The sequence below is a fragment of the Roseovarius dicentrarchi genome (assembly GCF_003316635.1).
Lineage (GTDB): Bacteria > Pseudomonadota > Alphaproteobacteria > Rhodobacterales > Rhodobacteraceae > Roseovarius > Roseovarius dicentrarchi.
Window position 1 is genome coordinate 21,482 of sequence record NZ_QNQP01000012.1, and the last position, 23,161, is coordinate 44,642.

The 23,161-nt window shown below is 61.7% G+C and carries 23 protein-coding genes; 12 read left to right on the forward strand and 11 right to left on the reverse strand.

Annotated elements, in window-relative coordinates; translation table 11 throughout:
* Position 1: 1 nt before the first annotated feature.
* Together DQ230_RS10085 and DQ230_RS10090 are read right to left on the reverse strand one after the other, a co-directional pair.
* Complete coding sequence (locus tag DQ230_RS10085; RefSeq protein WP_113912472.1) at positions 2 to 880, reverse strand: sulfotransferase domain-containing protein; 879 nt, start codon at positions 878 to 880, stop codon at positions 2 to 4.
* A 96-nt stretch (positions 881 to 976) separates the two neighbouring features.
* The gene (locus tag DQ230_RS10090) at positions 977 to 2,218 is read right to left on the reverse strand and encodes a porin (protein WP_113912473.1); all 1,242 of its coding nucleotides are present in this window, start codon (positions 2,216 to 2,218) and stop codon (positions 977 to 979) included.
* A 950-nt stretch (positions 2,219 to 3,168) separates the two neighbouring features.
* Here DQ230_RS10090 and DQ230_RS10095 point away from each other — a divergent pair.
* Positions 3,169 to 3,402, forward strand: coding sequence for a cupin domain-containing protein (locus DQ230_RS10095; RefSeq protein ID WP_338050511.1), 234 nt, complete (start codon positions 3,169 to 3,171; stop codon positions 3,400 to 3,402).
* Positions 3,403 to 3,448: 46 nt separating this feature from the next.
* Here the strand turns inward: DQ230_RS10095 and DQ230_RS10100 are convergent, their stop codons facing one another.
* The 3 genes from DQ230_RS10100 to DQ230_RS10110 are packed head-to-tail and all read right to left on the reverse strand — an operon-like array spanning position 3,449 to position 6,110.
* The gene (locus DQ230_RS10100; protein WP_113912475.1) at positions 3,449 to 4,237 is read right to left on the reverse strand and encodes a dimethylarginine dimethylaminohydrolase family protein; all 789 of its coding nucleotides are present in this window, start codon (positions 4,235 to 4,237) and stop codon (positions 3,449 to 3,451) included.
* An 11-nt stretch (positions 4,238 to 4,248) separates the two neighbouring features.
* Positions 4,249 to 5,445, reverse strand: coding sequence for a pyridoxal phosphate-dependent aminotransferase (locus DQ230_RS10105; RefSeq protein WP_113912476.1), 1,197 nt, complete (start codon positions 5,443 to 5,445; stop codon positions 4,249 to 4,251).
* The gene (locus DQ230_RS10110) at positions 5,442 to 6,110 is read right to left on the reverse strand and encodes a TetR family transcriptional regulator C-terminal domain-containing protein (protein ID WP_113912477.1); all 669 of its coding nucleotides are present in this window, start codon (positions 6,108 to 6,110) and stop codon (positions 5,442 to 5,444) included. Before DQ230_RS10110 ends, DQ230_RS10105 begins: the two co-directional genes overlap by 4 nt.
* A 101-nt stretch (positions 6,111 to 6,211) precedes the next feature.
* Between DQ230_RS10110 and DQ230_RS10115 the strand changes: the two genes are divergently transcribed.
* From DQ230_RS10115 to DQ230_RS10130, 4 genes are read left to right on the forward strand one after another with little or no spacing between them, the layout of a single operon-like run.
* Positions 6,212 to 7,012, forward strand: a complete 801-nt coding sequence (locus DQ230_RS10115; protein ID WP_113912478.1) for an ABC transporter ATP-binding protein — start codon at positions 6,212 to 6,214, stop codon at positions 7,010 to 7,012.
* A gap of 58 nt (positions 7,013 to 7,070) precedes the next feature.
* Positions 7,071 to 7,847 (forward strand): transporter substrate-binding domain-containing protein, encoded by a 777-nt coding sequence (locus DQ230_RS10120; RefSeq protein WP_113912479.1) that lies wholly within the window; start codon positions 7,071 to 7,073, stop codon positions 7,845 to 7,847.
* Positions 7,848 to 7,856: 9 nt separating this feature from the next.
* A complete protein-coding gene (locus DQ230_RS10125; RefSeq protein ID WP_113912480.1) occupies positions 7,857 to 8,579 on the forward strand; it encodes an ABC transporter permease in 723 nt (240 codons plus the stop codon).
* Between the two features lie 8 nt (positions 8,580 to 8,587).
* Positions 8,588 to 9,343, forward strand: coding sequence for an ABC transporter permease (locus DQ230_RS10130; protein WP_420820886.1), 756 nt, complete (start codon positions 8,588 to 8,590; stop codon positions 9,341 to 9,343).
* A gap of 140 nt (positions 9,344 to 9,483) precedes the next feature.
* Here DQ230_RS10130 and DQ230_RS10135 read toward each other — a convergent pair whose 3' ends face one another.
* Both DQ230_RS10135 and greA read right to left on the reverse strand, forming a co-directional pair.
* A complete protein-coding gene (locus tag DQ230_RS10135; RefSeq protein WP_113912482.1) occupies positions 9,484 to 10,500 on the reverse strand; it encodes a hypothetical protein in 1,017 nt (338 codons plus the stop codon).
* A gap of 24 nt (positions 10,501 to 10,524) precedes the next feature.
* Positions 10,525 to 10,995 carry a transcription elongation factor GreA gene (gene greA, locus DQ230_RS10140; RefSeq protein ID WP_113912555.1) on the reverse strand — a complete coding sequence of 157 codons (471 nt, stop codon included), beginning with the start codon at positions 10,993 to 10,995 and terminating at the stop codon, positions 10,525 to 10,527.
* Positions 10,996 to 11,257: 262 nt separating this feature from the next.
* Here greA and DQ230_RS10145 point away from each other — a divergent pair, with 262 nt between their 5' ends.
* The 3 genes from DQ230_RS10145 (at position 11,258) to DQ230_RS10155 (ending at position 15,602) form a co-directional block, all read left to right on the forward strand.
* The gene (locus DQ230_RS10145; RefSeq protein ID WP_113912483.1) at positions 11,258 to 12,907 is read left to right on the forward strand and encodes an electron transfer flavoprotein-ubiquinone oxidoreductase; all 1,650 of its coding nucleotides are present in this window, start codon (positions 11,258 to 11,260) and stop codon (positions 12,905 to 12,907) included.
* 123 nt (positions 12,908 to 13,030) lie between these two features.
* Complete coding sequence (locus tag DQ230_RS10150; protein WP_238987489.1) at positions 13,031 to 14,746, forward strand: tetratricopeptide repeat protein; 1,716 nt, start codon at positions 13,031 to 13,033, stop codon at positions 14,744 to 14,746.
* A gap of 4 nt (positions 14,747 to 14,750) precedes the next feature.
* Positions 14,751 to 15,602 (forward strand): 4-(cytidine 5'-diphospho)-2-C-methyl-D-erythritol kinase, encoded by an 852-nt coding sequence (locus DQ230_RS10155; RefSeq protein ID WP_113912485.1) that lies wholly within the window; start codon positions 14,751 to 14,753, stop codon positions 15,600 to 15,602.
* Between the two features lie 42 nt (positions 15,603 to 15,644).
* Here DQ230_RS10155 and DQ230_RS10160 read toward each other — a convergent pair whose 3' ends face one another.
* Positions 15,645 to 16,631, reverse strand: a complete 987-nt coding sequence (locus tag DQ230_RS10160) for a polyprenyl synthetase family protein (protein ID WP_420820887.1) — start codon at positions 16,629 to 16,631, stop codon at positions 15,645 to 15,647.
* 72 nt (positions 16,632 to 16,703) lie between these two features.
* Between DQ230_RS10160 and DQ230_RS10165 the strand changes: the two genes are divergently transcribed.
* Positions 16,704 to 16,925, forward strand: a complete 222-nt coding sequence (locus tag DQ230_RS10165) for a putative signal transducing protein (protein WP_113912487.1) — start codon at positions 16,704 to 16,706, stop codon at positions 16,923 to 16,925.
* A 190-nt stretch (positions 16,926 to 17,115) separates the two neighbouring features.
* Positions 17,116 to 17,283, forward strand: coding sequence for a YdcH family protein (locus DQ230_RS10170; protein ID WP_113912488.1), 168 nt, complete (start codon positions 17,116 to 17,118; stop codon positions 17,281 to 17,283).
* 72 nt (positions 17,284 to 17,355) lie between these two features.
* On the opposite strand, the gene phbB is transcribed toward DQ230_RS10170, so the two are convergent.
* From phbB to DQ230_RS10185, 3 genes are all read right to left on the reverse strand, one after another.
* The gene (gene phbB / locus DQ230_RS10175; protein WP_113912489.1) at positions 17,356 to 18,078 is read right to left on the reverse strand and encodes an acetoacetyl-CoA reductase; all 723 of its coding nucleotides are present in this window, start codon (positions 18,076 to 18,078) and stop codon (positions 17,356 to 17,358) included.
* A 459-nt stretch (positions 18,079 to 18,537) separates the two neighbouring features.
* Complete coding sequence (locus DQ230_RS10180; protein ID WP_113912490.1) at positions 18,538 to 19,713, reverse strand: acetyl-CoA C-acetyltransferase; 1,176 nt, start codon at positions 19,711 to 19,713, stop codon at positions 18,538 to 18,540.
* 139 nt (positions 19,714 to 19,852) lie between these two features.
* Positions 19,853 to 20,695 carry an EAL domain-containing protein gene (locus tag DQ230_RS10185; RefSeq protein ID WP_113912491.1) on the reverse strand — a complete coding sequence of 281 codons (843 nt, stop codon included), beginning with the start codon at positions 20,693 to 20,695 and terminating at the stop codon, positions 19,853 to 19,855.
* Positions 20,696 to 20,787: 92 nt separating this feature from the next.
* On the opposite strand from DQ230_RS10185, the gene DQ230_RS10190 reads away from it, so the two are divergent.
* Both DQ230_RS10190 and DQ230_RS10195 read left to right on the forward strand, forming a co-directional pair.
* Complete coding sequence (locus tag DQ230_RS10190) at positions 20,788 to 21,375, forward strand: DNA-3-methyladenine glycosylase I (RefSeq protein ID WP_113912492.1); 588 nt, start codon at positions 20,788 to 20,790, stop codon at positions 21,373 to 21,375.
* Between the two features lie 198 nt (positions 21,376 to 21,573).
* Positions 21,574 to 23,106: a D-alanyl-D-alanine carboxypeptidase family protein gene (locus tag DQ230_RS10195; RefSeq protein WP_420820888.1), complete on the forward strand. Its 1,533-nt coding sequence runs from the start codon at positions 21,574 to 21,576 to the stop codon at positions 23,104 to 23,106.
* The last annotated feature ends 55 nt before the right edge of the window (positions 23,107 to 23,161 follow it).

The window sequence follows — 23,161 nt, forward strand, 5'->3', positions numbered from 1 at the left end:
CTCACAGATACCCGAACCGCTTCATAGTCTTGCGGTGATCGGTTTTGACCTTGGTGATCAGATTATCGGTCAGCGCCTCTTTCCATGCGCCGGCCTTGCCGGACGTGAAAAACGTGGCGCTTTTGCCCGGATTTTCGGTAAAGCCGCCCTTGGCCTCCTGCCCTTTCACCTCGTCAAAGCTGGCGTGGTGAATGGAGCGCTTCAGGCGCTCCGGGTCCAGCGGCAGGCCCAGATGCTGCACCAGCGCGCCAAACGACTCCTCGGGCCGCTCCAGCATATCCTCGTACCGCAGGACAAGGCCCGGATAGGGCGCATCGCGCGTCCAGCTTTCCACATGCTCGGACCAGGTGCCAAGGAATTGCGCGACGGCGGTGCCGTCGGTGGCATTGGCGTTGTCACTGCGGCCGATCGCCTCGACCGCGTCGGCGGGGCTGATGCCGTAATGGCGCGCATAGGACAGCACCATATCCAGCGGATTGCGCAGGATATAGACCGATGAGCGGGTGTATTGCGCGGGGATCAGCTCGGTCCCCATCGCGGCGCCGCGTATGTTGTGCGTCTTGACCAGATTGACGTCGGCCCCGTTGCCGATAATCCCGCGCAGCACCGCGTCGCGCAAACGCAGGGTGGTGGGAACGTCATTCAGATCAACAGACGCGTTACCGGCGACCATGCGATACGTCTTGAGGATCGAGTCGCCCATGGCGAAGCGGTGGACGTTGTTGATCGGCACCGGCTCGGCACTGTTGGCAAGGTAGTTCGCCAGAAATATCCGCGCCCAAGTGTTGCCCGATTTGGGATAGGACGCAAGCCAGACGATGCTGGCCTTAGGTGCGGCCCGTTTGGGCGGGGCGGGCGGTTTGGTCCGGGGTTTGCTCATCTGTCGCGCCTGCTGCCAAGTTGCGTATCAGCCTTTGACATAAAGAAACGGGAGGGGCGTTGCCACCCCTCCCGCTTATTTTCACATGAACCGGTCTTAGAAGGACAGGTTGATGCCTGTGCCGATGACTGTGCCGTCGATTGTGCGACGTGCTGCGCCAACCTGGCCGTTATCTGCGTCAACCTGAGCGACATAGATATCCCAGTCAACGCCCGGGCCCAAGTCGCGGCTTGCGCCAATGCGGTAGGCTTCGTAGTCAGCTGTACCACCACCGGTAGCTTTTGTCTCGCCTTGGTATGTGACGAATTCGACAGCCCAAGGGCCAGCGATGTCATATGTCATACCCAGGTTCCAGCCTGTGCTGTCGTTGCCATAGTCGGTGCCAGCTGCGATGCCACCAACCGCGCCGCGACCGCCAACGGAGCCGTTATCGTTCTCCGAATACGATCCGCCGATGGTGAATGCGCCGAAACCGATTTGCGCGCCAATACCCCATGTTTCCGGATCGGACACACCGGCAGCCAGAGCCGAAGCATTAGCCGTGCCGTAGCGTGCAGCCAGCGTGACGCTTGTTGTCCCGAATGTCTGGCTGTAGTTCACACCGATGTCGAAAACATCCGACAGAGTTGAGTTACGGTTGAAGTTACCACCGTTCACGGCGTTGATCGTCGCGTTGGGCGCGTAGGAGATACCAACTGTCAGACCGTTGAACGAAGGCGTGTAGTAGCTCAGACGCTGAACGTCGTTGTTACCCGCAACTTCGGTGAAGGACGACAGGCCGGCCTGACGGAAACCGCCGGGATAACCGTTGTTAACAGCACCAACACCGGTGCCGCTGAACGGGATGAACGACGAGATCGACGGCGAGTTGATGGCCATCGAGGTCACGACGGGCGCGCTGGTCATCAGCGTGTAACCGGCCGAGTTCTCGGAACCGACAACGATACGGCCCAGTGTGTCCGAGCTGATGGTCATGTAGGTTTCGTCGATGTAGGTCTGGCCGCCCTGGTTTTCACCTTCGAGCTGCACGTTCACACCGAATGTCAGGCCGTTGTCCAGCGTGACCGACGGGGTGAAGATGATTTCTGTCGACGAGTGCATGAAGACACCGTCGCGATCTTGGTTGTTGGCGATGCCGGCGGGTGTGTTACGGAACATCGAGCCACCTACGTCGGCGTAGCCAACGTGCTGGCTCATGAAACCGCCGAACGAAACGTCCCATTCTTGTGCCGCGGCAGGTGCCGCCATGGCGACGCCCAGGGCGATGGCGCTGGTGCTAAGCAGATGCTTTTTCAAGGTGTGTCCCTCCTCAGAGTAGCAGGTATGAATATGTGTCATGATCCGCCGCCTCCCCAGATGGACGCGACTTGAAGCATCTAATGCGGGTTTTTGCCCGTTCGGTCAACGAACCCCGCCCGCCCCCGGACGTTGTTGCCCGTCATGTGACGTTTTAGGCACACACTTTTGCCCGGCGCGGGCGGGAACATGGCGGTTTACGCTTATTTTCACGGCTTTGGCGCGGGTATGTACGGTCGCGGCATTTATCGACCGCATCGCCGCCCCGTCAGCCGCAGATCAGCAAACAGCGCGGCAAGGGGGGCAATAACGGCGTGTGGCCCGCTCCAGACGCGGACCGATTCCGAACCGAAACGCGCCGCGTCTTTGGACCTCCGCCACGAATCGGACATTCTGCGGTTAGCGGCAGGATCACATGGCACACTGCACCGGCCGCCTCCATCAGCCGAACTTCCGAGCCCGAAAGGAGTGCGTCATGCAAGCGCAGAATCAGGCTGCCAAGGCGGCGCCGGGCAAAAGGGGCCATTTGCCCCCGCGCAGCTGCGGTTGCTTGCGGGCAACCGCGACGTTTTGAGGCCGGGCGACCAGAGTGGCTGACAGCTTCGACCGCTCGTATTGCTTTGAACGCGCGACCGAAACATATATGCGCGCTGAACAAACCGGTCGGGACAAGGGTGACCTTTCTGAACTTTTGGCAATTCCCGGCGGTGAGGTCACGAACGGCGCAAGTTCAAGATCCGGTACGCCATACCCTTGGGCGCGTGCGTGGCCAGTGATGCGATATGGGTATTTGACCCAAGAAAAAACCCGGCACGGATGTGATATGGATGGCTCCCAGGCCCCGGCTGCCATGCGGGCACCAATGATCTGGACAGTTCGGCGCCTGTGTGGCGGTATGGGCTTTCATCTTTCCCTGCTTACTCCCGCCGGAGGCCCCGAACATGACAATGACTTGCACCGCTAAACAACTTCTGGATGATGATCGCACGCGCGTGACCCGCTTCGATTTTGAACCGGGCCAGCAGACAGGCTGGCATACGCACGGGATGGATTACGTCATCACCACCCTGACGGAATGCAACATGCGGCTGGAATTGCCCGGCGGCGAGATTCAGCAAAACCACGTGCCGGCCGGAAGCGTGTACAAGCGCGTGGAGGGAACCGAGCATAACGTCATCAACGCGGGCGACACGGTGATGTCCTTTGTCGAGGTCGAATTGAAATAGGTCTTGTGCGGCAACCGGGCCGGGCGCTCGGCCCGGCCGGGGTATTTCAGGCGTTGAAACGCAGCGACAGGCAGGACATGCCGCCGTCCAGCAGCGCGCAATCGGTGTTGTCGATGGGGCGCAGATCGTACCCCTCGCGCGTCAGCATCTCGGCTGTTTTGGGGAACCCATCGGGCAACAGCACAACATCGTTGAACCGAATGGCATTTGCCGCCGCCTCCTCGCCCTCGGGCAGGTGCAGCACGCGGTAGCCGTCAAAGCAGTCACTGGAATCGAGCAGGCGCGTCGACAGGATCGTTTCGGGGTCCAGCAGCGAGCAATCGGTTTTGAAGTGCAGGACGCCCTCGGGCGTTTGCAGCTCGCGCAGGGGATGGCCCCATTCGTTCAATATCGTGCGCAGCTCGGCCACGCCTTCGGCGTCGGTGCGGGCCGAACGGCCCACCAGCACCTCGCGCCCGGTGAACAGGATATCGCCGCCCTCGATATGGCCGGGGCCCTGGATATCGCGCAGATCCTCGAACAGCGCCGCCAGCGTGGGGCGCATCTGCGCCACCTCGCCCATGCGGCTGGGCGCGCCGGGGCGCATCATCACCGCGCCGCCCGGCAGGCACAGCGCCGTATCCTCGACAAACAGCGCGTCGGGGTACTCCTCCAGCGGGTCGAGCACGATGACCTCGGCGCCGGTGCTGCGCAGGGTTGCGACATAGGTATCATGCGCCGCCTGCATGCGGGCCGGATCGGGCGCGCCGCGGTCCTCGGCGCGCAGGCCGCCGGTAACGCTGGCGCCGGGGCGGCGGCTGATGGCATGGCTGAAATGGGTGGCGGGATTGGTCATGAATCGGCTCCTCAGGAGGTGGCGGCCAGCGCGCCCTGCCGGGCAGCGGCGTGGGCGATGATGCGCTCGCAGGCGGTTTCCAGCGCGGCGTCGGGCGCGGTCAGCGCCACGCGCACCCATGTGCCCAAAGTGGCGCCAAAGGATGTGCCGGGCATCACCGCGACGCCCGCCTGCTCCAGCAGGTCGAACGCGTAGGTTTCGGCGTCCATCCCGGTGCTGGATATGTCGATCAGCGCAAACATGCCCGCCTGCGGGCGGGACACGGTCAGCGCGCTTTCCGCCTCCAGCCGCTGGGCCAGAGTGGCCGCGCGTGCGGCAAAACGCTGCCGCATTCCCGGCGCCACCGGCGAGGGGGCCGACACGGCCGCAGCGGTGGCATCGGCCAGAAAGGGCTGGCTGCCGAACAGCATGGTTTCCGACAGCGACAGCAGGTTTGACGTAAATTCAGTGCTGCCAATCGCCCAGCCGCTGCGAAATCCCGGTGCCGCGTGGCTTTTGGAGATGGAGGACACCACCACCGCGCGATCGGCCAGATCCGGCTCGGCCAAGGGGGAGGCAAAGGGCACGCCGTCAAAGATCAGCTCCTCGTAGACCTCGTCCGAGATGATCCACAGATCGTGCTTGCGCGCCAGCGCGCCGATCTCGCGGATGTCGTCCTGCGTCAGCACCGCGCCGGTGGGGTTATGCGGCGTATTCAGCAAAATCGCCCGGCTGCGGGGGGTAATGCGCGCGGCGATATCGGCGGCGCGGATGCGAAAGCCATTTTCAGGGTCCAGCGGCACCGGCACCATCGCGGCGCCGCTGGCGCGGATGCAGCCCTCGTAGGTGGCATACATCGGATCGCCGACCAGCACCTCGTCGCCGTCTTCGACCAGTCCGATCAGCGTCGTGAACAGCGACGTTTGCGTGCCGGGCAGGCACATGACCTGATCGGGGGTAATCTCGCGGCCGGTCGAGGCGCTGTAGCGCTGCGCCAGCGCCTCGCGCAGGCCCGGCTCGCCCATGCCGTTGGAGTAGCCCATGCGCCCGGCGCGCATGGCATCCGCCGCATCATCCAGTAGTTCGGGGCGCGGTGGAACGTCCGGCTCGCCGATGGTCAGTTCGATGATGTCGCGCCCTGCGGCCTTTAGCGTGCGGGCACGGAAATGGACGCCCCATTTGGCGCCGCCAAGGCCCGAAAGCCGCTGGGTAATGCTGGCAAATTTCATGGCATATCTTCCTTTCGTTCCTCAGCGTCATGTATCATCTCAGACGTCAATTCCAGCCCCAGCATCGCGCTGATCGAGGCCAGCCCGATCTGCGCCAGCTCGTCCGCGCCGAACGCCTCGGGCAGCAGCCCGCCTTCCAGCCACAGACCGTCAATCAGCGCGTTGCAGGCAATGGCATGGCGGCGCAGCGCATCGGGCGTGGCAGGGCGCCCGGCCTCGGCCAGCGCGGTGGCGATAAGGCCCTGCAAGTGATCGCGAAATTCCGCATAGGTCGCCGCGTGGGTATCCTGCATATGGCCGCCCTGCTGTACCAGTGTCAGGAATCCCGCCCATTGCGTCACCGCGCGGGTGCTGGCCACCGGCGGGCGCAGCCCCCGCGCGACAAAGCTTGCCAGCCGCGCCGATGCGCTGCCGCCATCCTCCTGCCCGCAGGTGGCGCGGGTCAGATCGCTCATGTAATGCGCATAGGCCGCGCCGATCAGCGCATCCTTGCTGTCAAAGTAATGCCCGATCAGCCCCGGCGTCACCCCGGCCCGCGCGGCCACGGCGCGCGTGGTGGCCGCCGCAATCCCGTCTTCGGCGATAACCGCCAGCATTGCCGCGATCATCGCCTCGCGGCGCAAATCCGGGCCGATACGGCGAAATGGCTTGCGCTCTGGCGACATTGGCGGGCCTGCCTTCATATTTTTGGGGTGGAGAAGTAATTATACATTTGCATAATTAGCCAAAATCGGAATTACTGCAAGTCAAGAATGGGAGGCTTTGCATGAATCTGGCACAGACCGCGGCACACGCGGACGCCACCGATACCGCAGCAGAGGAGGCGATCCGCGTCGAGGATCTGCACAAATCCTTTGGCGATCTGGAAGTGCTCAAGGGGGTGTCCCTGACCGCCGCGCGCGGCGATGTGGTGGCCATTATCGGCGGATCCGGTTCAGGCAAATCCACCATGCTGCGCTGCATCAACTTTCTGGAAACGCCCAGTTCCGGGCGCATCATCGTCGGCGGCGAGCAAATCGCGATGAAGCCCGACGGAAGCCCTGCCAAGCCCAAGCAGATCGAGCGTATCCGCACCAAACTGGGCATGGTGTTTCAGTCCTTCAACCTGTGGACGCACCGCACGCTTTTGGAAAACGTGATCGAGGTGCCGGTGCACGTGCTGGGCATTCCCAAGCGGGACGCGACCGCCCGCGCGATGGAATTGCTGAAACGTGTGGGTCTGGATCACAAGGCAGACAGCTATCCCGCGTACCTCTCGGGCGGCCAGCAGCAGCGCGCCGCCATCGCGCGCGCGCTGGCCGTGGACCCTGCGGTGATGCTGTTTGACGAGCCAACCAGCGCGCTGGACCCCGAACTGGTGGGCGAGGTGCTGACCGTGATCAGCGATCTGGCCGCCGAAGGGCGCACCATGATCCTGGTCACGCATGAGATGAAATTCGCGCGCGAGGTCGCCACCCACGTCATTTACCTGTCCGAAGGCCGCATCGAAGAGGAAGGCCCGCCCGAAGAGGTGTTCGGCAATCCGCAATCCGAACGGCTGCAACAGTTTCTCAGAACCGTGGCGTAACCCGCGCGGCCCCGGCGAAAGACCAGATAATCAAAAAACCAAACAGGGAGAATTACCAATGAAACTCAGAACGATGCTGACCGCCGCGACCGCCGCGCTGGCCCTCGCCGCCGGCGCCGCCGCTGCCGAAACCGTCAAGATCGGCATCGCCGCCGAGCCATACCCACCCTTTGCCGCGCCCGACAGCGCCGGCAACTGGTCCGGCTGGGAAGTCGAAATCGCCAAGGCGATCTGCGAAGCCCAGGACATGACCTGCGAAATCACACCCACCGGATGGGACGGCATCATCCCTTCCCTGATGGGCGAGCAGATCGACGTGATCATGGCCTCAATGTCCATCACCGAAGAACGCGCGAAGAAAATCGACTTTACCGATCACTATTACAAAACCCCCGCCGTCATCGTGACGTCCAATGGGTCAGGGATCGAACCCACCCCCGAAGGGCTGTCCGGCAAGATCATCGGCGTGCAGGCCTCGACCACGCACCAGACCTATGCACAAAAGCATTTCGAGGATGTCGCCGCCGAAATCCGCATCTATCAGACACAGGACGAGGCCAATCAGGATCTCTATTCAGGCCGCGTTGACGCGGTTCAGGCCGACAGCATCGCCATGGCCGATTTCGTTGCCAGCGACATCGGCGCCTGCTGCGAGATTGTCGGCGCTGTCGCCGATGATGTGGCGATCCTGGGCCAAGGCATCGGCGCGGGCGTGCGCAAGGGCGACGACGCCCTGCGCGAGCAGCTGAACGCAGGCATTGCGGCGATCCTCGAAAACGGCACCCATGACGAGATCACGCAGAAATACTTCGCCACCACGATCTACAGCAAGTAAGCGCATCCGTTGGAGCAAGCGCTTGAACTTCTGTCACTTTCGCCCCCCGGCTGGGGGGCGAACCTGCTGCGCGGCCTGGTCGCATCGATCCAGATCGCGCTGGGGGCCTTCGGTTTTGGCCTGATCATCGGGTTCTTTGGCGCGATGGGCAAACTCTATGGCAGCCCATGGGTGCGCGACCTGCTGGAGGTGTACACCACCGTGGTGCGCGCCGTGCCGGAACTGGTGCTGATCCTGATCCTCTATTATGTCGGCACCGACATCATCAACAATATCGCCGGTGCCATGGGGCGCGGCCCCGTCGAAATCAGCGGCATTGCTGCCGGCATCTGGGTGCTGGGCATCGTGCAGGGCGCCTATTCCACCGAAATCCTGCGCGGCGCGATCAAGGCGGTCCCCCCCGGCCAGATCGAGGCGGCGCGCGCCTTTGGCATGCCGCGCGGCCTGCTGGCGCGGCGCGTGACGATCCCGGCAATGACCGCCTTTGCCATTCCCGGCCTTGCCAACCTGTGGCTGATCGCAACCAAGGACACCGCCTTGCTGGCCGTCGTCGGGTTCTCCGAATTGACGCTGGAAACACGGCAGGCGGCGCAATCGACGCGGGCCTATTTCACCTTCTTCCTTGCCGCCGGATTCCTCTATCTGATGGTCACGCTCCTGTCGGGCGTCGTCTTTGGCCGGATCGAAAAATGGGCGCGGCGCGGCCAACCATCGCATCGGGGTACGCCATGATCCGCGCAATGATGATTCCCCGTCGCCTGATCATGCTGGGCCTCTTCGCGGCCTTCGTAATCTGGTGCGCCGCCACGCTCGACTGGTCCTGGATCCCCGCCTACGCGCCGCTGGCGCTCAGCGGGTTGTGGGTGACAATCTGGTTGCTGGTCGTATCGCTGGTACTCGGCTTTGCCCTCGCCGTGCCGCTTGGCCTCGCGCAGGCGATCGGGCCGTGGTACTTGGCCGCCCCTGCCCGCGCCTTTTGCACCGTGATCCGCGGCACGCCGCTCCTGCTGCAAATCTGGCTGCTCTACTTCGGCCTTGGCTCGCTTTTCCCGCAATTCCCGTGGATTCGCGAATCCGAGCTTTGGCCCTATCTGCGCCAGGCCTGGCCCTACGCGATCCTGTCGCTGACCCTCAGCTATGCCGGATATGAGGGCGAGGTCATGCGCGGCGCGTTCGCATCTGTGCAAAAGGGCCAGATCGAGGCGGCGCGCGCCTTTGGCATGCCGCGATTCACCATGTTCCGCCGCATCTGGCTGCCGCAGGCGATCCGTCAGGCCCTGCCCACGCTGGGCGGCGAGACGATCCTGCAACTCAAGGCCACGCCGCTGGTTGCAACCATCACCATCGTCGAGCTATACGCCGTCGCCGCCCGCGTGCGGCAGGACACATTCATCATCTACGAGCCGCTTCTGCTGCTGGCATTGGGCTACATGCTGATCGCGGGTGTCATCACGCTGGGCTTTCGCTGGATCGAACGGCGCGGCCCGCGGATGTAGCTGCGCATCACAGGCATCGCTGCGCGCGGAGGAACCGGCGGGTTATGGGTATTTGCACCAAGAAAAGCACAATCCCAGCGCTTTCATCTTCGCGAAAATATGCATTATCCACTGGAAACCGACAACTCGGCCGCTTTTCGTCAGTCAAAGGTTCCAGCCACGCGCCCCAGCAACATGAATGCGCGCGCGGTGCGGGTGTTCGACAGATCCGAGATGTCGTTATCGTCCGCCGCCTCGGCGAAGGTGCTGAACATCTGATCAAAGCGGCGCAGGAAATGGTGCGCGGCGTCGCGGAAAATAGGGTCGTTTTTCATGCGCGCCGCCGCAAGTGCGAGCGATGAGCGATCGCGAATGCCGCCAAGCGCGGCAATGGCGCGTCCCCGCGCGCCGCCCGCAAAACTGCGCCAGATTTCTGGTCGCGCCATGTCCGGGCGCAGATCGTCCATGTAGATGCCGTCCTGGCTGAGCAGCGTCAGAACATCCTGCGCTGCCTGAATCAGCTGAGCCGTCGGGCGGTCCTTCAGCGCGCGCCGCAGTGAGGCAAAGCCGGCCTTGTCCTCCGCCGTTTCGGGGAAGTTCAGCGCGCGGATAAAATCGCTGCGCGCAAGCGGGGGCTGCATATCTTCCGCCGGCGTCCCGAGCGGCAACGCGACCTGCTTCTCTTCGTTCGCTTGCGGGCGGGCGGCGGGGCTACGCGAAGGCGGCGGCGGCGGCGGCGACGCGGGCCGTGTCGAGGAAAATGTCGCAAGTGCGGTTTCCGTCTTGCGCTGCGCTGCGGCGATTTCGTCCAGCTTGCGCGCGATGGACATATCCGCGCCGCCCTGGCCGTTTTGCGCCTTCGACTGCGCGATATAGGTTTGGCGGATCCCCTCTATCGCGGCATGGAGCCGGGCGCTTTCCTCGCGCATGATCCGGGCCGTGCGGGCGGCGATGGCCGCGACCCACATCATTGCCACGGGCAAAAAGATCACCAGCGCGGTCAGCACAAAACTCAGCGCGCCGTTGCCCACACCTGCGCCCTGCACGACGAAAAACAATGTTGCCCCCAGCAGCCAGACCCCCGACAGGATCAATGCGGCCAACTCAACCGCCGACAGACGTTCGGGCGCTTGCGCGCTGCCGGTTTGAAACCCTTTCGGTTTGGGCGTCATTGTCATACGCCTGTGCTGAAAACGGACCGATCAGACATACGCGATCTTCAATACCTCATAGGCCCGGTCGCCGCCCGGCGTGCGCACTTCGACGCTGTCGCCCTCGTCCTTGCCGATCAGGGCGCGGGCGATGGGCGACTTGATGTTCAGCAAACCTTTTTCGATGTTCGCCTCATGCTCGCCGACGATCTGCCAGGTCTTTTCCTCGTCCGTATCCTCATCCACCAGCGTCACGGTCGCGCCGAATTTGATCGTGCCGGACAGTTTCTTGGGGTCGATCACTTCGGCAAGGCTCAGCGCGCCTTCCAGTTCCTTGATCCGACCCTCTATGAAGCTCTGCTTTTCGCGGGCGGAATGGTATTCGGCATTCTCGGACAGATCGCCGTGTTCGCGCGCGTCGGCGATGGCGCGGATGATGGCCGGGCGCTCAACCGATTTCAGTTGTTTCAGTTCGGCGCCCAGCGCGTCGTTGCCTGCGCGTGTCATTGGAAATTTTTCCATGTCTGTGCCCTCGGTTGTTTTCGCGGCGCCGCCTGCCGCCCGTATTGATTTCAGCCGAACCAAGGATGACCCCAGTGCGCGCGGCTTTGCAATAGAGCATTGGCTTTGCGCGTGCAATCAGCCGGGCGGGCCAGCGCGCAGGACGGGTGACAAATTGCGCATGCGGTCCGAACGTGTTTGAATTGACGCGATACACCGCGCCGCGTTAGGACTGTGCGCAACTATATTGTCCGCTCTGCGCGGCCTTTGAAAGGATGATCCGATGTCAGGCACAACACGCGAGACCATGGAATATGATGTGGTGATCGTCGGCGCCGGCCCTGCGGGTCTGAGCGCGGCGATCCGCCTGAAACAGCTGGACCCCGATATGGAGGTTGTCGTGCTGGAAAAGGGCAGCGAGGTCGGGGCGCATATCCTGTCGGGCGCCGTGCTGGACCCTGTCGGGCTGAACCGCCTGATGCCCGATTGGAAGGAAAAGGGCGCGCCGCTGAACGTGCCGGTCAAGGATGACAGTTTCTACCTGCTGGGCGAAGGCGGCAAGGTGCGCGTGCCAAACTTCCCCATGCCCGGATTGATGAGCAATCACGGCAACTACATCGTTTCCATGGGCAATGTCTGTCGCTGGATGGCCGAACAGGCCGAGGCGCTGGGCGTCGAGGTGTTCCCCGGCATGGCCTGCTCGGAAATCGTGTATGGCGAGGATGGCAGCGTCAAAGGCGTGGTGGCAGGTGAATTTGGCCGCAACGCCGACGGCAGCGAAGGACCGGGATACGAGCCGGGGATGGAGTTGCACGGCAAATATGTCTTTCTAGGCGAGGGCGTGCGCGGGTCGCTGTCCAAACAGGTCATGCAGAAATTCGATCTGTCCGCCGGGCACGAGCCGCAGAAATACGGCCTCGGCATGAAGGAAATCTGGGAGATTGACCCCGAAAAGCACCGGATGGGCAGCGTTACCCACACCATGGGCTGGCCGCTGGGCAAGAATGCAGGCGGCGGATCGTTCATCTATCACCTTGACAACAATCAGGTCTATGTCGGCTTCGTCGTTCACCTGAACTACAAGAACCCTTACCTCTATCCTTACATGGAATTCCAGCGGTTCAAGCATCACCCGATGGTGGCCGAATTGCTGAAAGGCGGCAAACGCGTGGCCTATGGCGCCCGCGCGATCAGCGAAGGCGGCTATCAGTCGATGCCCAAAATGGTTGCGCCCGGCGTTGCCCTGCTGGGCTGTTCGGTCGGGATGGTCAACGTGCCGCGCATCAAGGGCAACCATAACGCGATGCTTTCGGGCATGGCCGCGGCCGAGGCTGCGCATGCCGCGATCAAGGCCGGACGGCAGGGCGACGAGCTGTCCGATTACGAGGCCGAAGTACGGCAGGGCGACATTGGCAAGGATCTGAAAAAGGTCCGCAACGTCAAACCGCTCTGGTCTAAATACGGGCTGGGTACATCGCTGGCGCTGGGCGGTTTGGACATGTGGACCAACACGTTCGGCTTTTCCCTGATGGGCACGCTCAAGCACGGTAAGAACGACGCCGAAGCGACCGAGCTGGCCGAGAAGCACAAGCCGATCGAGTATCCCAAACCCGACGGCAAGCTCAGCTTTGACCGCCTGACGAATGTCAGTTTCTCAATGACAAACCATGAAGAGTCCCAGCCGGCGCACCTGAAATTGAAGAATCCCGACATTCCTGTCGATTTCAACCTGCCGAAATATGCCGGCCCTTCCGCGCGCTATTGCCCCGCCGGCGTCTATGAGTTCATCGAAGAGGATGGCAAGCCGCCGCGTTTTCAGATCAACTTTCAGAACTGCGTGCATTGCAAGACCTGCGACATCAAGGATCCGGCGCAAAACATCAACTGGACCACACCGCAGGGTGGTGACGGGCCGAACTACCCCAATATGTAGGCCGCGCCGGAACACGCAAAATTCATTGGGCGCCCGGCGGCGATATGCCGGGCGTCATTGCCCTCGGACCTGCTGCGCATTACGTTGCACCGAATGTATTTATTCAAAACAGGGGCAGCAGGTGTGACAATCCGATTTCTGACCATTCTGGCACTTGTGGCCCCCACGCTTACCGCCCCGATTGCCGCCAGCGCGGATGATGCCGCCGGCCCGTACCTTGCCACCCGCGCCGCGCGATTCGACAGTGATTACGCCGCCGCCGCAAGATATGCGCTGATTGCCCTGAAGGCCGATCCCGACAATCTGGTGTTGCTGGACAGTGCCGTTGGCGCGCTGCTGGCGACCGGCGAGGTGGAGAAGGCCCTGCCGATCGCCCAGCGCATGCAAGAGGCCGAGATACGCAGCCAGCTGGCGCAGATGGTGCTGCTGGGCGACGCCGCCGCTACGGGCGATTTCGCAACCGTCCTTGAGATGATCGAGGCCGAGCAGGCTGTTGGCCCACTGGCCGACGGGCTGATCGCCGCATGGGCCACGCTGGGCACCGGCGACATGGGCGCGGCACTGAAGAAATTCGATGCCATCGCGGCCGAGCCGGGGCTGCGCAGCCTTGCCGTCTATCACAAGGCGCTGGCCCTCGCCTCGGTCGGGGATTTCGAGAGCGCGGACAAAATCTATGCGGGCGAAACCGACGGCCCCATGCAAACCACCCGCCGCAGCGTGATTGCCTGGGCCGAAGTGCTGAGCCAGCTTGAGCGCAACGACGATGCGATCAAGGTTCTGGATGATACGTTCGGCACCGACGCCGATCCGCAAGTGGCAGATCTGCGCGCCCGCCTGACAGAGGGCGAGCGGCTGAACCTTGGCCGGATAGAAACGCCGCGTCAGGGCATCAGTGAGGTGTTTCTGTCGCTGGGTATGGCGCTGTTGCAGGATACCAGCCCCGATTACGTGCTGCTTTACACCCGGCTAGCGGAATATCTGGACCCCAATGACGTCGATGCGATGATCATGACCGGCGAATTGCTGGCGCAGCTTGGCCGGTACGAGCTGGCCAGCGAGGCATTCAAGCGGGTGCCAAAATCGTCGCCCTCCTACTACACGTCCGAGCTGAGCCGTGCCGAGGCGCTGCGCAGCTCGGGTGATTTGCCCGGCTCCATCGCCATCGTGGCCAGCCTGCGGCAAAGCCATCCGGCCATCGCGCTGGTGCATGCCTCTGCCGGGGATCTCTACCGCCAGAATGACCAGTTCCAGGAGGCGGTCGAGGCTTATGATGCGGCCATCACCCGTTACAAAGAGAAGGGTGATGAGCCCTGGTTCGTTGTCTATTCCCGCGCGATCAGCTATGAGCGACTGGGTAAATGGCCCGAAGCCGAGGCTGATTTTCGCCGCGCGCTGGAGTTGAACCCAGACGAGCCGATGGTGCTGAACTATCTGGGGTATTCGCTGGTCGAACAGCGGAGCAAGCTGGACGAAGCGCTGGACATGATCGAACGCGCCGTGCAGGCCGAACCCAACAGCGGCGCCATCGTCGACAGTTTGGGCTGGGCGCAGTTCCGCCTTGGCCGCTATGCCGAGGCGGTCGTCAATCTGGAGCGGGCAGCGGAACTCTACGCGGTCGATCCGGTTGTGAACGATCATCTTGGCGATGCGATGTGGGCCGTTGGCCGCCAGACCGAAGCCCGGTTTCAGTGGCGGCGCGCGCTGTCGCTTGTGGACATGGACAAACCGAACCCCGACGTCGACCCTGACCGTATCCGCCGCAAGCTGGAGGTCGGGCTGGACGCGGTTCTTGAGGAAGAGGGCGCAAAGCCCCTGAAAGTGAGCGATGATGAAGGATGAACATATGGTAAATGACACCGACACAGCCGAAGTCTTTGCCCCGGCCAAAATCAACATGACCCTGCACGTCACCGGCAGGCGCGACGACGGTTATCACGAACTGGATTCGCTGGTGATGTTTGCCGATATCGGGGACCGTGTCACGGTGAGCCGGGCGGATACCCCCGCGTTGGACATGACCGGCCCCATGGCGGAAAAAACGCCAAAGGGCGATGATAACCTCGTTCTGCGTGCTGCACGTATGATGGGCACTGACGCCCACATCACGCTTGAGAAAACGCTGCCTGTCGCGGCCGGTATCGGCGGCGGATCCAGCGATGCGGCGGCAACGCTGCGTGCCCTGTCCGAGCTGACGGGCAAGCCGATCCCCGATGATATTCTCGCTCTTGGCGCCGATGCGCCGGTCTGCTGCGCGGCCCCCGCCGGCGCCGCCCGGATGAGCGGCGTGGGCCAGATTGTGACCCCGCTGCCCGATCTGCCCGAATTGCACGCCGTTCTGGTCAACCCGAATATCCCGGTGATGACAACCGAGGTTTTCCGCCGCCTTGCCAAACGTGACAACGCGCCCATGCCAGACCCGATTCCCAGCGGCGTTGACGCGGCGACCTTCATCGAATGGCTAAAGGCGCAGCGTAACGATTTGCAGGATGCCGCGATCGCCTGCGAGCCGGTGATCGAGCAGGTTTTTTCGACGCTTGAGGTCACGCCGGGCTGCATGTTGGCCCGCATGTCAGGGTCCGGCGGCACCTGCTTCGGCATCTATGCCGACGCGGAAACCGCCGCCAGCGCAGCGGGCCGCCTGCAAGAAAGCCATCCCGGCTGGTGGGTTGTGGCCACGCGCCTGAATGCGACCTGACGAAACAATAATGAGACTTGCGCGCCCTGCACCGGGGCGCGCTCAGGCGATGCGCGACACCACGTAATCGGCCAGATCGGCAAGCATGTCACGTACCGGATGCGCCGGCAGCAGATCGAGGCTTTGGTTAGCCGTCGCTGCCCATGTCAGCGCATCCTCCCGCGCTGCCTGCAACGCGCCATGCCCGCGCATCAGGTCAATCGCGTGGTCCAGATCACCATCCCGCTGATCGCCCTTCTCTATCGTGCGGCGCCAGAAATTACGCTCTGCCTCGTCGGCTTTGGCGACGGCCTTGATGATCGGCAGAGTCAGTTTGCGCTCGCGGAAGTCATCGCCGATATTCTTGCCCGTCGCCGCGCTGTCGCCCTGAAAATCAAGCAAATCATCCGCAATCTGAAACGCGATTCCCAGCGCATCACCATATGCGTAGAGCGCGCGGCATTGCGCATCAGGCACCCCGGCGATCACGCCGCCCACCTCCGTTGCCGCTGAAAACAGGGCAGCTGTCTTGCCGCGCACAACTTGCAAATAGATGTCTTCGGTCGTCGCCAGATCGCGGGCTGCGGTCAGTTGCAAGACCTCGCCCTCGGCAATCGTCGCAGAGGCATTGGCCAGAATATCCAGCACCCGCAGACTGCCGGTTTCAACCATCAGCTGAAACGACCGGGCAAACAAATAATCCCCAACCAGAATGCTGGATTTGTTATCCCACAACAGATTGGCCGTCGCACGCCCGCGCCGTTGACTGCTTTCATCGACGACATCATCATGCAGCAAGGTTGCCGTATGGATAAACTCAACAGTTGCGGCCAGTTTTTCGTCGTTATCACCGCTGTAGCCGCAAATATCCGCTGCCGCCAACGTCAGCAGCGGGCGCAGGCGTTTGCCCCCTGCCCCAACCAGATGCGTCGTCACCTGCGGGATGCGTGGCGCGTGACGCGATTCCATTCGTGACCGGATCAGCTGATCGACCGCCGCCATCTTGGCCTCGAACCGGGCAGCCAGCCTATCATGCGGTTTACTCAGCATCTGGTCCACATTCATCCCGTCCGTGTCTGGCGCGCCTCGACAAGATCGCGGCGCGCGCTTAAGTCAAATGGTATGAAACAGATATTGCGAACCACCGATATGGCAACCATCGCGTTCGCCCAGGCCCTGCTTCAGGGCGAGGGTATAGACTGCTTTGAAATGGACGTAAATATGAGCGTTCTGGAAGGCGGCATAGGTATTTTCCCACGCCGCCTGATGGTGCGCGCCGATGATTTCACCGATGCCGTCCGCGCCCTGCGGGACAACGGGATCGAGGTTTATGACGGCCCCTGACACGCGCGGGCGGCTGCGGTAATCCGGCGCACTAGGGTCGGCGCGACCACCGCTTGCGCTGTGCGGTCAAATGCCGCGACATTTATCCGCATTATTCCGCCGACATGCTGCGCCTGCGGCGTGACAGACACAGAAATATATGCTGCACTCAAATCACGATATTTCGTACATACAGCAGAGGAGTGCTTTCATGAGCTTGGCTTCGCACATCGAGGAACTGAAGAGAAAACATCAGGACCTGTCGACCAAAGTAGATCACGCGCAGCGCGCGCCGGGTGTCAGCAACCTTGACGTATCCGAATTGAAGAAACAAAAACTGCGCCTCAAGGAAGAAATTGAGCGTCTTTCCGGCAACTGACTTCGGATCATTTCAATGACAAACACAAGGCCGACGCGGATCGCGTCGGCCTTTTTGCAGAACCTGCCCTTTTCAGACGAAAAACTGGGCGCCGTTGGCCGAAATCGTGGAGCCGTTGATAAAGCCCGATCCGTCAGCCGCCAAAAACGACACGCAGCGCGCAATCTCTTCCGGCTCACCCAGGCGGCCAGCGGGGATTTGCCCGATGATCGACTCGCGGACCTTTTCAGGAACGGCCATCACCATCTCGGTTGCGATATAGCCGGGGCAGACAGCGTTAGCAGTGATGCCCGCGCGCGCGCCCTCTTGTGCCAGGCTCTTGACGATGCCCAGATCGCCCGCCTTGGTCGCGGCATAGTTCACCTGCGCAAACTGTCCCTTCTGACCATTGATGGAGCTGATAACGATCACGCGGCCAAATTTACGCTCGCGCATTCCCGGCCAGACCGGGTGAACTGTATTGAACACGCCGGTCAGGTTGGTGTCGATGACCTGATGCCACTGCTCCGGCGTCATCTTGTGAAACGGTGCATCGCGTGTGATCCCCGCATTGGCAACGACGATATCGATGGGGCCAAGATCCTTTTCGACCTGGGCGATACCCGCCGCGCTTTCCTCGTAGTCGGCAACGTTCCATTTGTAGGTCTGAATTCCGGTTTCGTCGGTAAACGCCTTGGCGGCCTCATCATTACCGGCGTAAGTTGCGGCGACATTGCATCCATCCGCCTTCAGCTGTTTGGCGATTGCCGCGCCGATACCGCGCGTTCCACCTGTAACGAGTGCTATTCTTGCCATGTTGAATTCCCTTCTGTCGTTTGTTCTTGCATCACAAACCAGTAAGTCTGTTACCTGATCAAGTGTCAACGCGCAATAATCTTGCGCAGCCGGTTTGTGCCGTTCTTCTTTGGCACGGGCGATTCCATGCGCTGGATCAGCGCCGAGCGACGCAAAAGTCAGACCCGTCCGCGCTTGTTTGCTTCAAACCGGTCGGGATATTGGACGCCCCGAACGGTCACCATATCAAAGCGCTCCCTTCTCCATTTGCGCAAATGCAACCGTGGGCTCAATTTGGCCCGATACGGGACGCGACGCCACGATATCAAGACGGATGGATAAATGTGAAAAAAGCGGCCCGCAAAGCAGGGCCGCCTTTTGGCTGATGTGTCCGCCTATCAAGCGGGCCGTTGAGGCCTGTCCTCTACCTGTCAGATATCAAGGCAGGAAAACGTGCGGCTCAACACTGGCCGCTCGCAATCAGCTGCGCTCCAAGCACATGGCTACGCCCATACCGCCGCCGATGCACAATGTTGCCAAACCCCGCTTGGCGCCGCGGCGTTTCATTTCAAACAGCAGCGTATTCAGAACGCGGCAGCCAGAGGCGCCGATGGGGTGGCCGATTGCAATGGCGCCACCATTCACGTTCACGATGGCCGGATCCCATCCCATTTCCTTGTTGACCGCACAGGCCTGAGCGGCGAAGGCTTCATTCGCTTCGATCAGATCCAGATCGCCCACTTTCCAGCCCGCTTTCTCAAGCGCTTTCTGGCTGGCATAGATGGGACCGGCGCCCATGATTGACGGATCCAGACCCGCGGTTGCATAGCTGGCGATCCGCGCCAAAGGCTCAATACCGCGTTTCTCGGCGTTTTCCGCACTCATCAAGAGGGTCGCCGCCGCCCCGTCATTTATGCCGCTGGCATTGGCGGCGGTGACGGTGCCATCCTTGGTAAACGCGGGGCGCATTTTCTGCATGGCCTCAATCACCGCGCCGTGACGGATATATTCATCCTTGTCGATAATCGCCTCGCCCTTGCGGGACTTGACGCTGAACGGGACAATTTCGTCATCAAAGCGCCCTGCGTTTTGCGCCTCTTCCGCCTTGTTCTGGCTCGCCAGGGCAAACTCATCCTGCATCTCGCGGCTGATTGACCACTGCTCGGCCACATTTTCAGCGGTTTGCCCCATGTGATAGCCGTTGAACGCGTCCCACAAGCCGTCGCGGATCATCGTATCGATCATCGACACGTCGCCCATCTTATGACCGGCGCGCAGATGCGCGGCGTGGGGGCTGAGTGTCATGTTTTCCTGGCCGCCGGCACAGATGATTGCAGCGTCGCCCAGCTGAATATGCTGCGCGCCCAGCGAAACCGCCCGAAGACCGGAACCACACACCTGATTGATGCTCCAAGCGGCGCTTTCCTGCGGCAGGCCGGCGTTTATATGCGCCTGGCGCGCGGGGTTTTGTCCCTGCGCTGCCGTCAGAACCTGACCAAGGATCGTCTCGGACACTTCGGCCTTGTCGATGCCTGCGCGGGCGACGACCGCTTCGAGGACGGCAGCCCCCAGATCATGTGCGGGCGTATTTGCAAACGCCCCCCCGAAAGAGCCGACAGCAGTGCGTGCGGCTGATGCGATAACGACATTGGTCAATTGAAATCCTCCAACAGGTTTTCAGGCACCGGTGCCCCGACCTATCCGTCGGCGCCACCCCTGCCCGCTCCCCAAATGAATAGCGGATGCGAATGAATGCAGCAACCGGGACGGTGGCGTGCCTCGCGCTTTGCGCCGTTCACGCAGATGCACGCCGTTTGTCCGGCATCTGCCAGGCGGGCTTGACCGTGGGGGCGCCATAAAAATACCCCTGCAGGCAGTCGATTCCTATGGCTGTCAGATACGCCGCATCATCTGCGCGCTCGACGCTTTCGGCGACTGTGAACATGTCGAATTGCCGCGCAATGGTGGCCAACGCATTTGTCAGCACCTGATTATCTGCGTTTTGGGCAATGCCCCGGATAAACTGACCGTCGATCTTGAGAATGTCGAAATAGAAATCCTTGAGATACCGAAAAGACGTAAATCCGGCGCCGAAATCATCCAAGGCAAAGCTGATGCCGCGCTGCGACAGATCTGACATGAAGCCAGTCACCAGTTCCGGCACCAACATTGCCGAACTTTCGGTGATCTCCAGAATCAGCCGCTCACCCACCGTCGGATCCGCGTCCAGCCCCCGTTTCAGGGTGCGCATCCAGCGGCCATAGCCGATGGACCGGGCGGACATGTTAATCGACAGACGAAGCGCGCTGTGCATCGACAGGGTGCGCAGCCCCTTTTCCAGTGCAAGGCAGTCGACGACGCGCCCTGTTTCCGTTGTTTCGATCGCGCCGATGAACTCCTTGGCCGGGATAATCCTGCCGCTACTGTCCAGAACGCGAATCAACCCTTCGTAAAATGCGACGCGGTCCACCTGCCCCGCCGGAACGACCGGCTGATAGGCAAGCATCACCTGTTTATGGCGCACCGCATCCTCCACCATCGCGATGGTGGACTGATCGCGCGCGGAGATTGCGAATGACAACGGGTCCTGGTGGCCTGCCGGCACATCCGCCCATTTCGCCTTCCGGTGGTCTGTCATGGGTCGCTCCGATTTGGTTATCGCCCAATTTGCGCCGTATGAGCTAAGGAAAGCTTAAAGTGAAAATTTGAATTGATGGAGTATGTCTAAAAATGTGCAGACGGTGCGACTGGGCGGGGCCCGAAGACATCTACATCGCCTATCATGACACCGAATGGGGTGTGCCCGAATGGGACAGTCGCGCACTGTGGGAGAAGCTGATTCTAGACGGGTTTCAGGCCGGTCTGAGCTGGATCACAATCCTGAAAAAGCGGGACAATTTCCGCGAGGCGTTCGCCGGATTTGACCCCCATATCATCGCAGACTGGGGTGCGGCGGACGTCGATCGCCTGCTGGCAAATCCCGGTATTATCCGCCACCGCGGCAAAATCGAGGCGACCATCAGCAATGCGCAGGCTTGGCAGAGTATCGAGGCGCACCAAGGCTTTGACACGTATCTTTGGGATTTTGTCGGGGGCGCGCCCGTGCAGAATACATGGGACCGGCAATCAGATGTGCCGCCGCACACGCCACTATCGACGCTGATCTCAAAGGACCTGAAGCGGCGAGGATTCAAATTTTGCGGTCCGACCATCGTTTACGCGTTCATGGAAGCATGCGGACTGGTCAACGATCACCTGACCTGCTGCCCGCGCCACGCAGAGGTGGCCGGGATGGCAGAACGCCGCCCGACGGATTGAACACATTTTCGCCACATTGGCCTGTGTAGTGGGCGCCACGCGAAAATCCCCAACATATGGGATCAATACCTTGCCGTCGTTCAGAAACATGAGCGAATTGAATACTTTATTTGGAACAAATCATGTGATACTTTACCTCGACAAATAAAGTCAGTCGAAACAATTCGGCGGCGCGAGGCAGTAAAAAAGAGTAGTTCCATGAAAACTCGGAACAGACAGTCCATGCGGCTGACGCTGTGGGTGTGTGCCACAGTCTGGATGTTCGTGATCGTCCCGCTGAGCGCGGCGGCGGCACCTTATGCAGCATATGTCGTGGACGCGAGATCCGGTAAAGTGCTGCATTCGGAAAATGCGAACGCGCGCTTGCACCCGGCGTCCCTGACAAAAATGATGACACTTTATATTGCCTTTGAGGCAATCGAACATGGCGAGATTGGGCTGGATGACGAAGTGGTCATTTCGCGCAACGCGGCGAGCGAGCCGCCCAGCAAACTGGGCCTGAAGTCAGGCCAGCGCATCAAACTGCGCTACCTGATTCGCGCCGCCGCCGTAAAATCGGCCAATGACGCCGCCACGGCAATTGGCGAGGCGATCGAGGGATCGGAGGCCGCTTTTGCCCGCCGGATGAACCGCACGGCGCAGGCGCTTGGCATGACGCGGACCACCTTTCGCAACGCCCACGGGCTGACCGAAGAGGGACATCTGTCCACCGCACATGACATGACAATTCTGGGCCGGCACGTTTTCTACGACTATCCGGGCTACTATAACCTGTTTTCGCGGATTACGGCCGATGCCGGGGTTGGCAAAGTCTACCATACCAACCGCAAGCTTCTGCGCGCCTATCAGGGCGCCGACGGGATCAAGACAGGCTACACCCGCGCGGCCGGTTTCAATCTGGTCGCCAGCGCCGAGCGGGGCGGCGAGCGGATCATCGCAACGGTTTTCGGTGGCCGGTCTACCGCGACGCGTAATGCGCGGGTTGCCGAGCTGTTGGATCTGGGATTCCGGCAGGCCCCCACGCGGGTCGCCGTCAACCAGCCCCGCAAGCCGAAATATATGGGCAGCGGCAGCGCCAAGGTGATTCGCGTCGCCGGAGACAACGAAGAGCAGGGCGTCGCCGGCAAGACCGTCCGTCTGACCGCCGCCGCCGCCGTCAAGGTCAGCCTGCGGCCAAAATCGCGTCCGGCGCCTGCGGCGCCAGATATTCCGGTGCTTGTCGCATCACAGGACGATATTCAAAAGGCCCTGATGGCCGCGCAAAGCGTGGAAGTGGCCGCCGTCCAGCCCGTCGCGCCCCCTGTCAAGCCGGCGCAGCCTGCCGCGGCAGCACCTGAAACGCTGGTGCAGGTGGCAGCAGCCGCCCCTGCGCCGTCCCGCGTGCCCGCATCCGTCAAACCGGTGCGCCGGCCCAGCGACCTGACCCTTGCCAGCCTTCAGGCTCCGGCAGAGGATCCGGTGCAGGAGGTCGTCACGCGCATCTCCACCTCGGGCGGCCGCAACTGGGGTATCAATGTCGGGCGCTATGGCAGCCAGTACAAAGCGCAGAAAGTATTGCTGAAAACCGCCCTCAGCGAGATGAGCACGCTGGACGGATCGCTGCGCAAGGTCGTGAACCGGTCAGGTGGATATGACGCCAACTTCATGGGTCTGACACGGGAAACCGCCGATCTGGCCTGCCGCAGGCTGCAATCGCGCCAGATGACCTGCTTCATGATTGAGCCGGGTTAAGATCCTCAAATCAGCAGGGCGAAACGGACATCGGGCGCGGGGAACACTCCCGCGC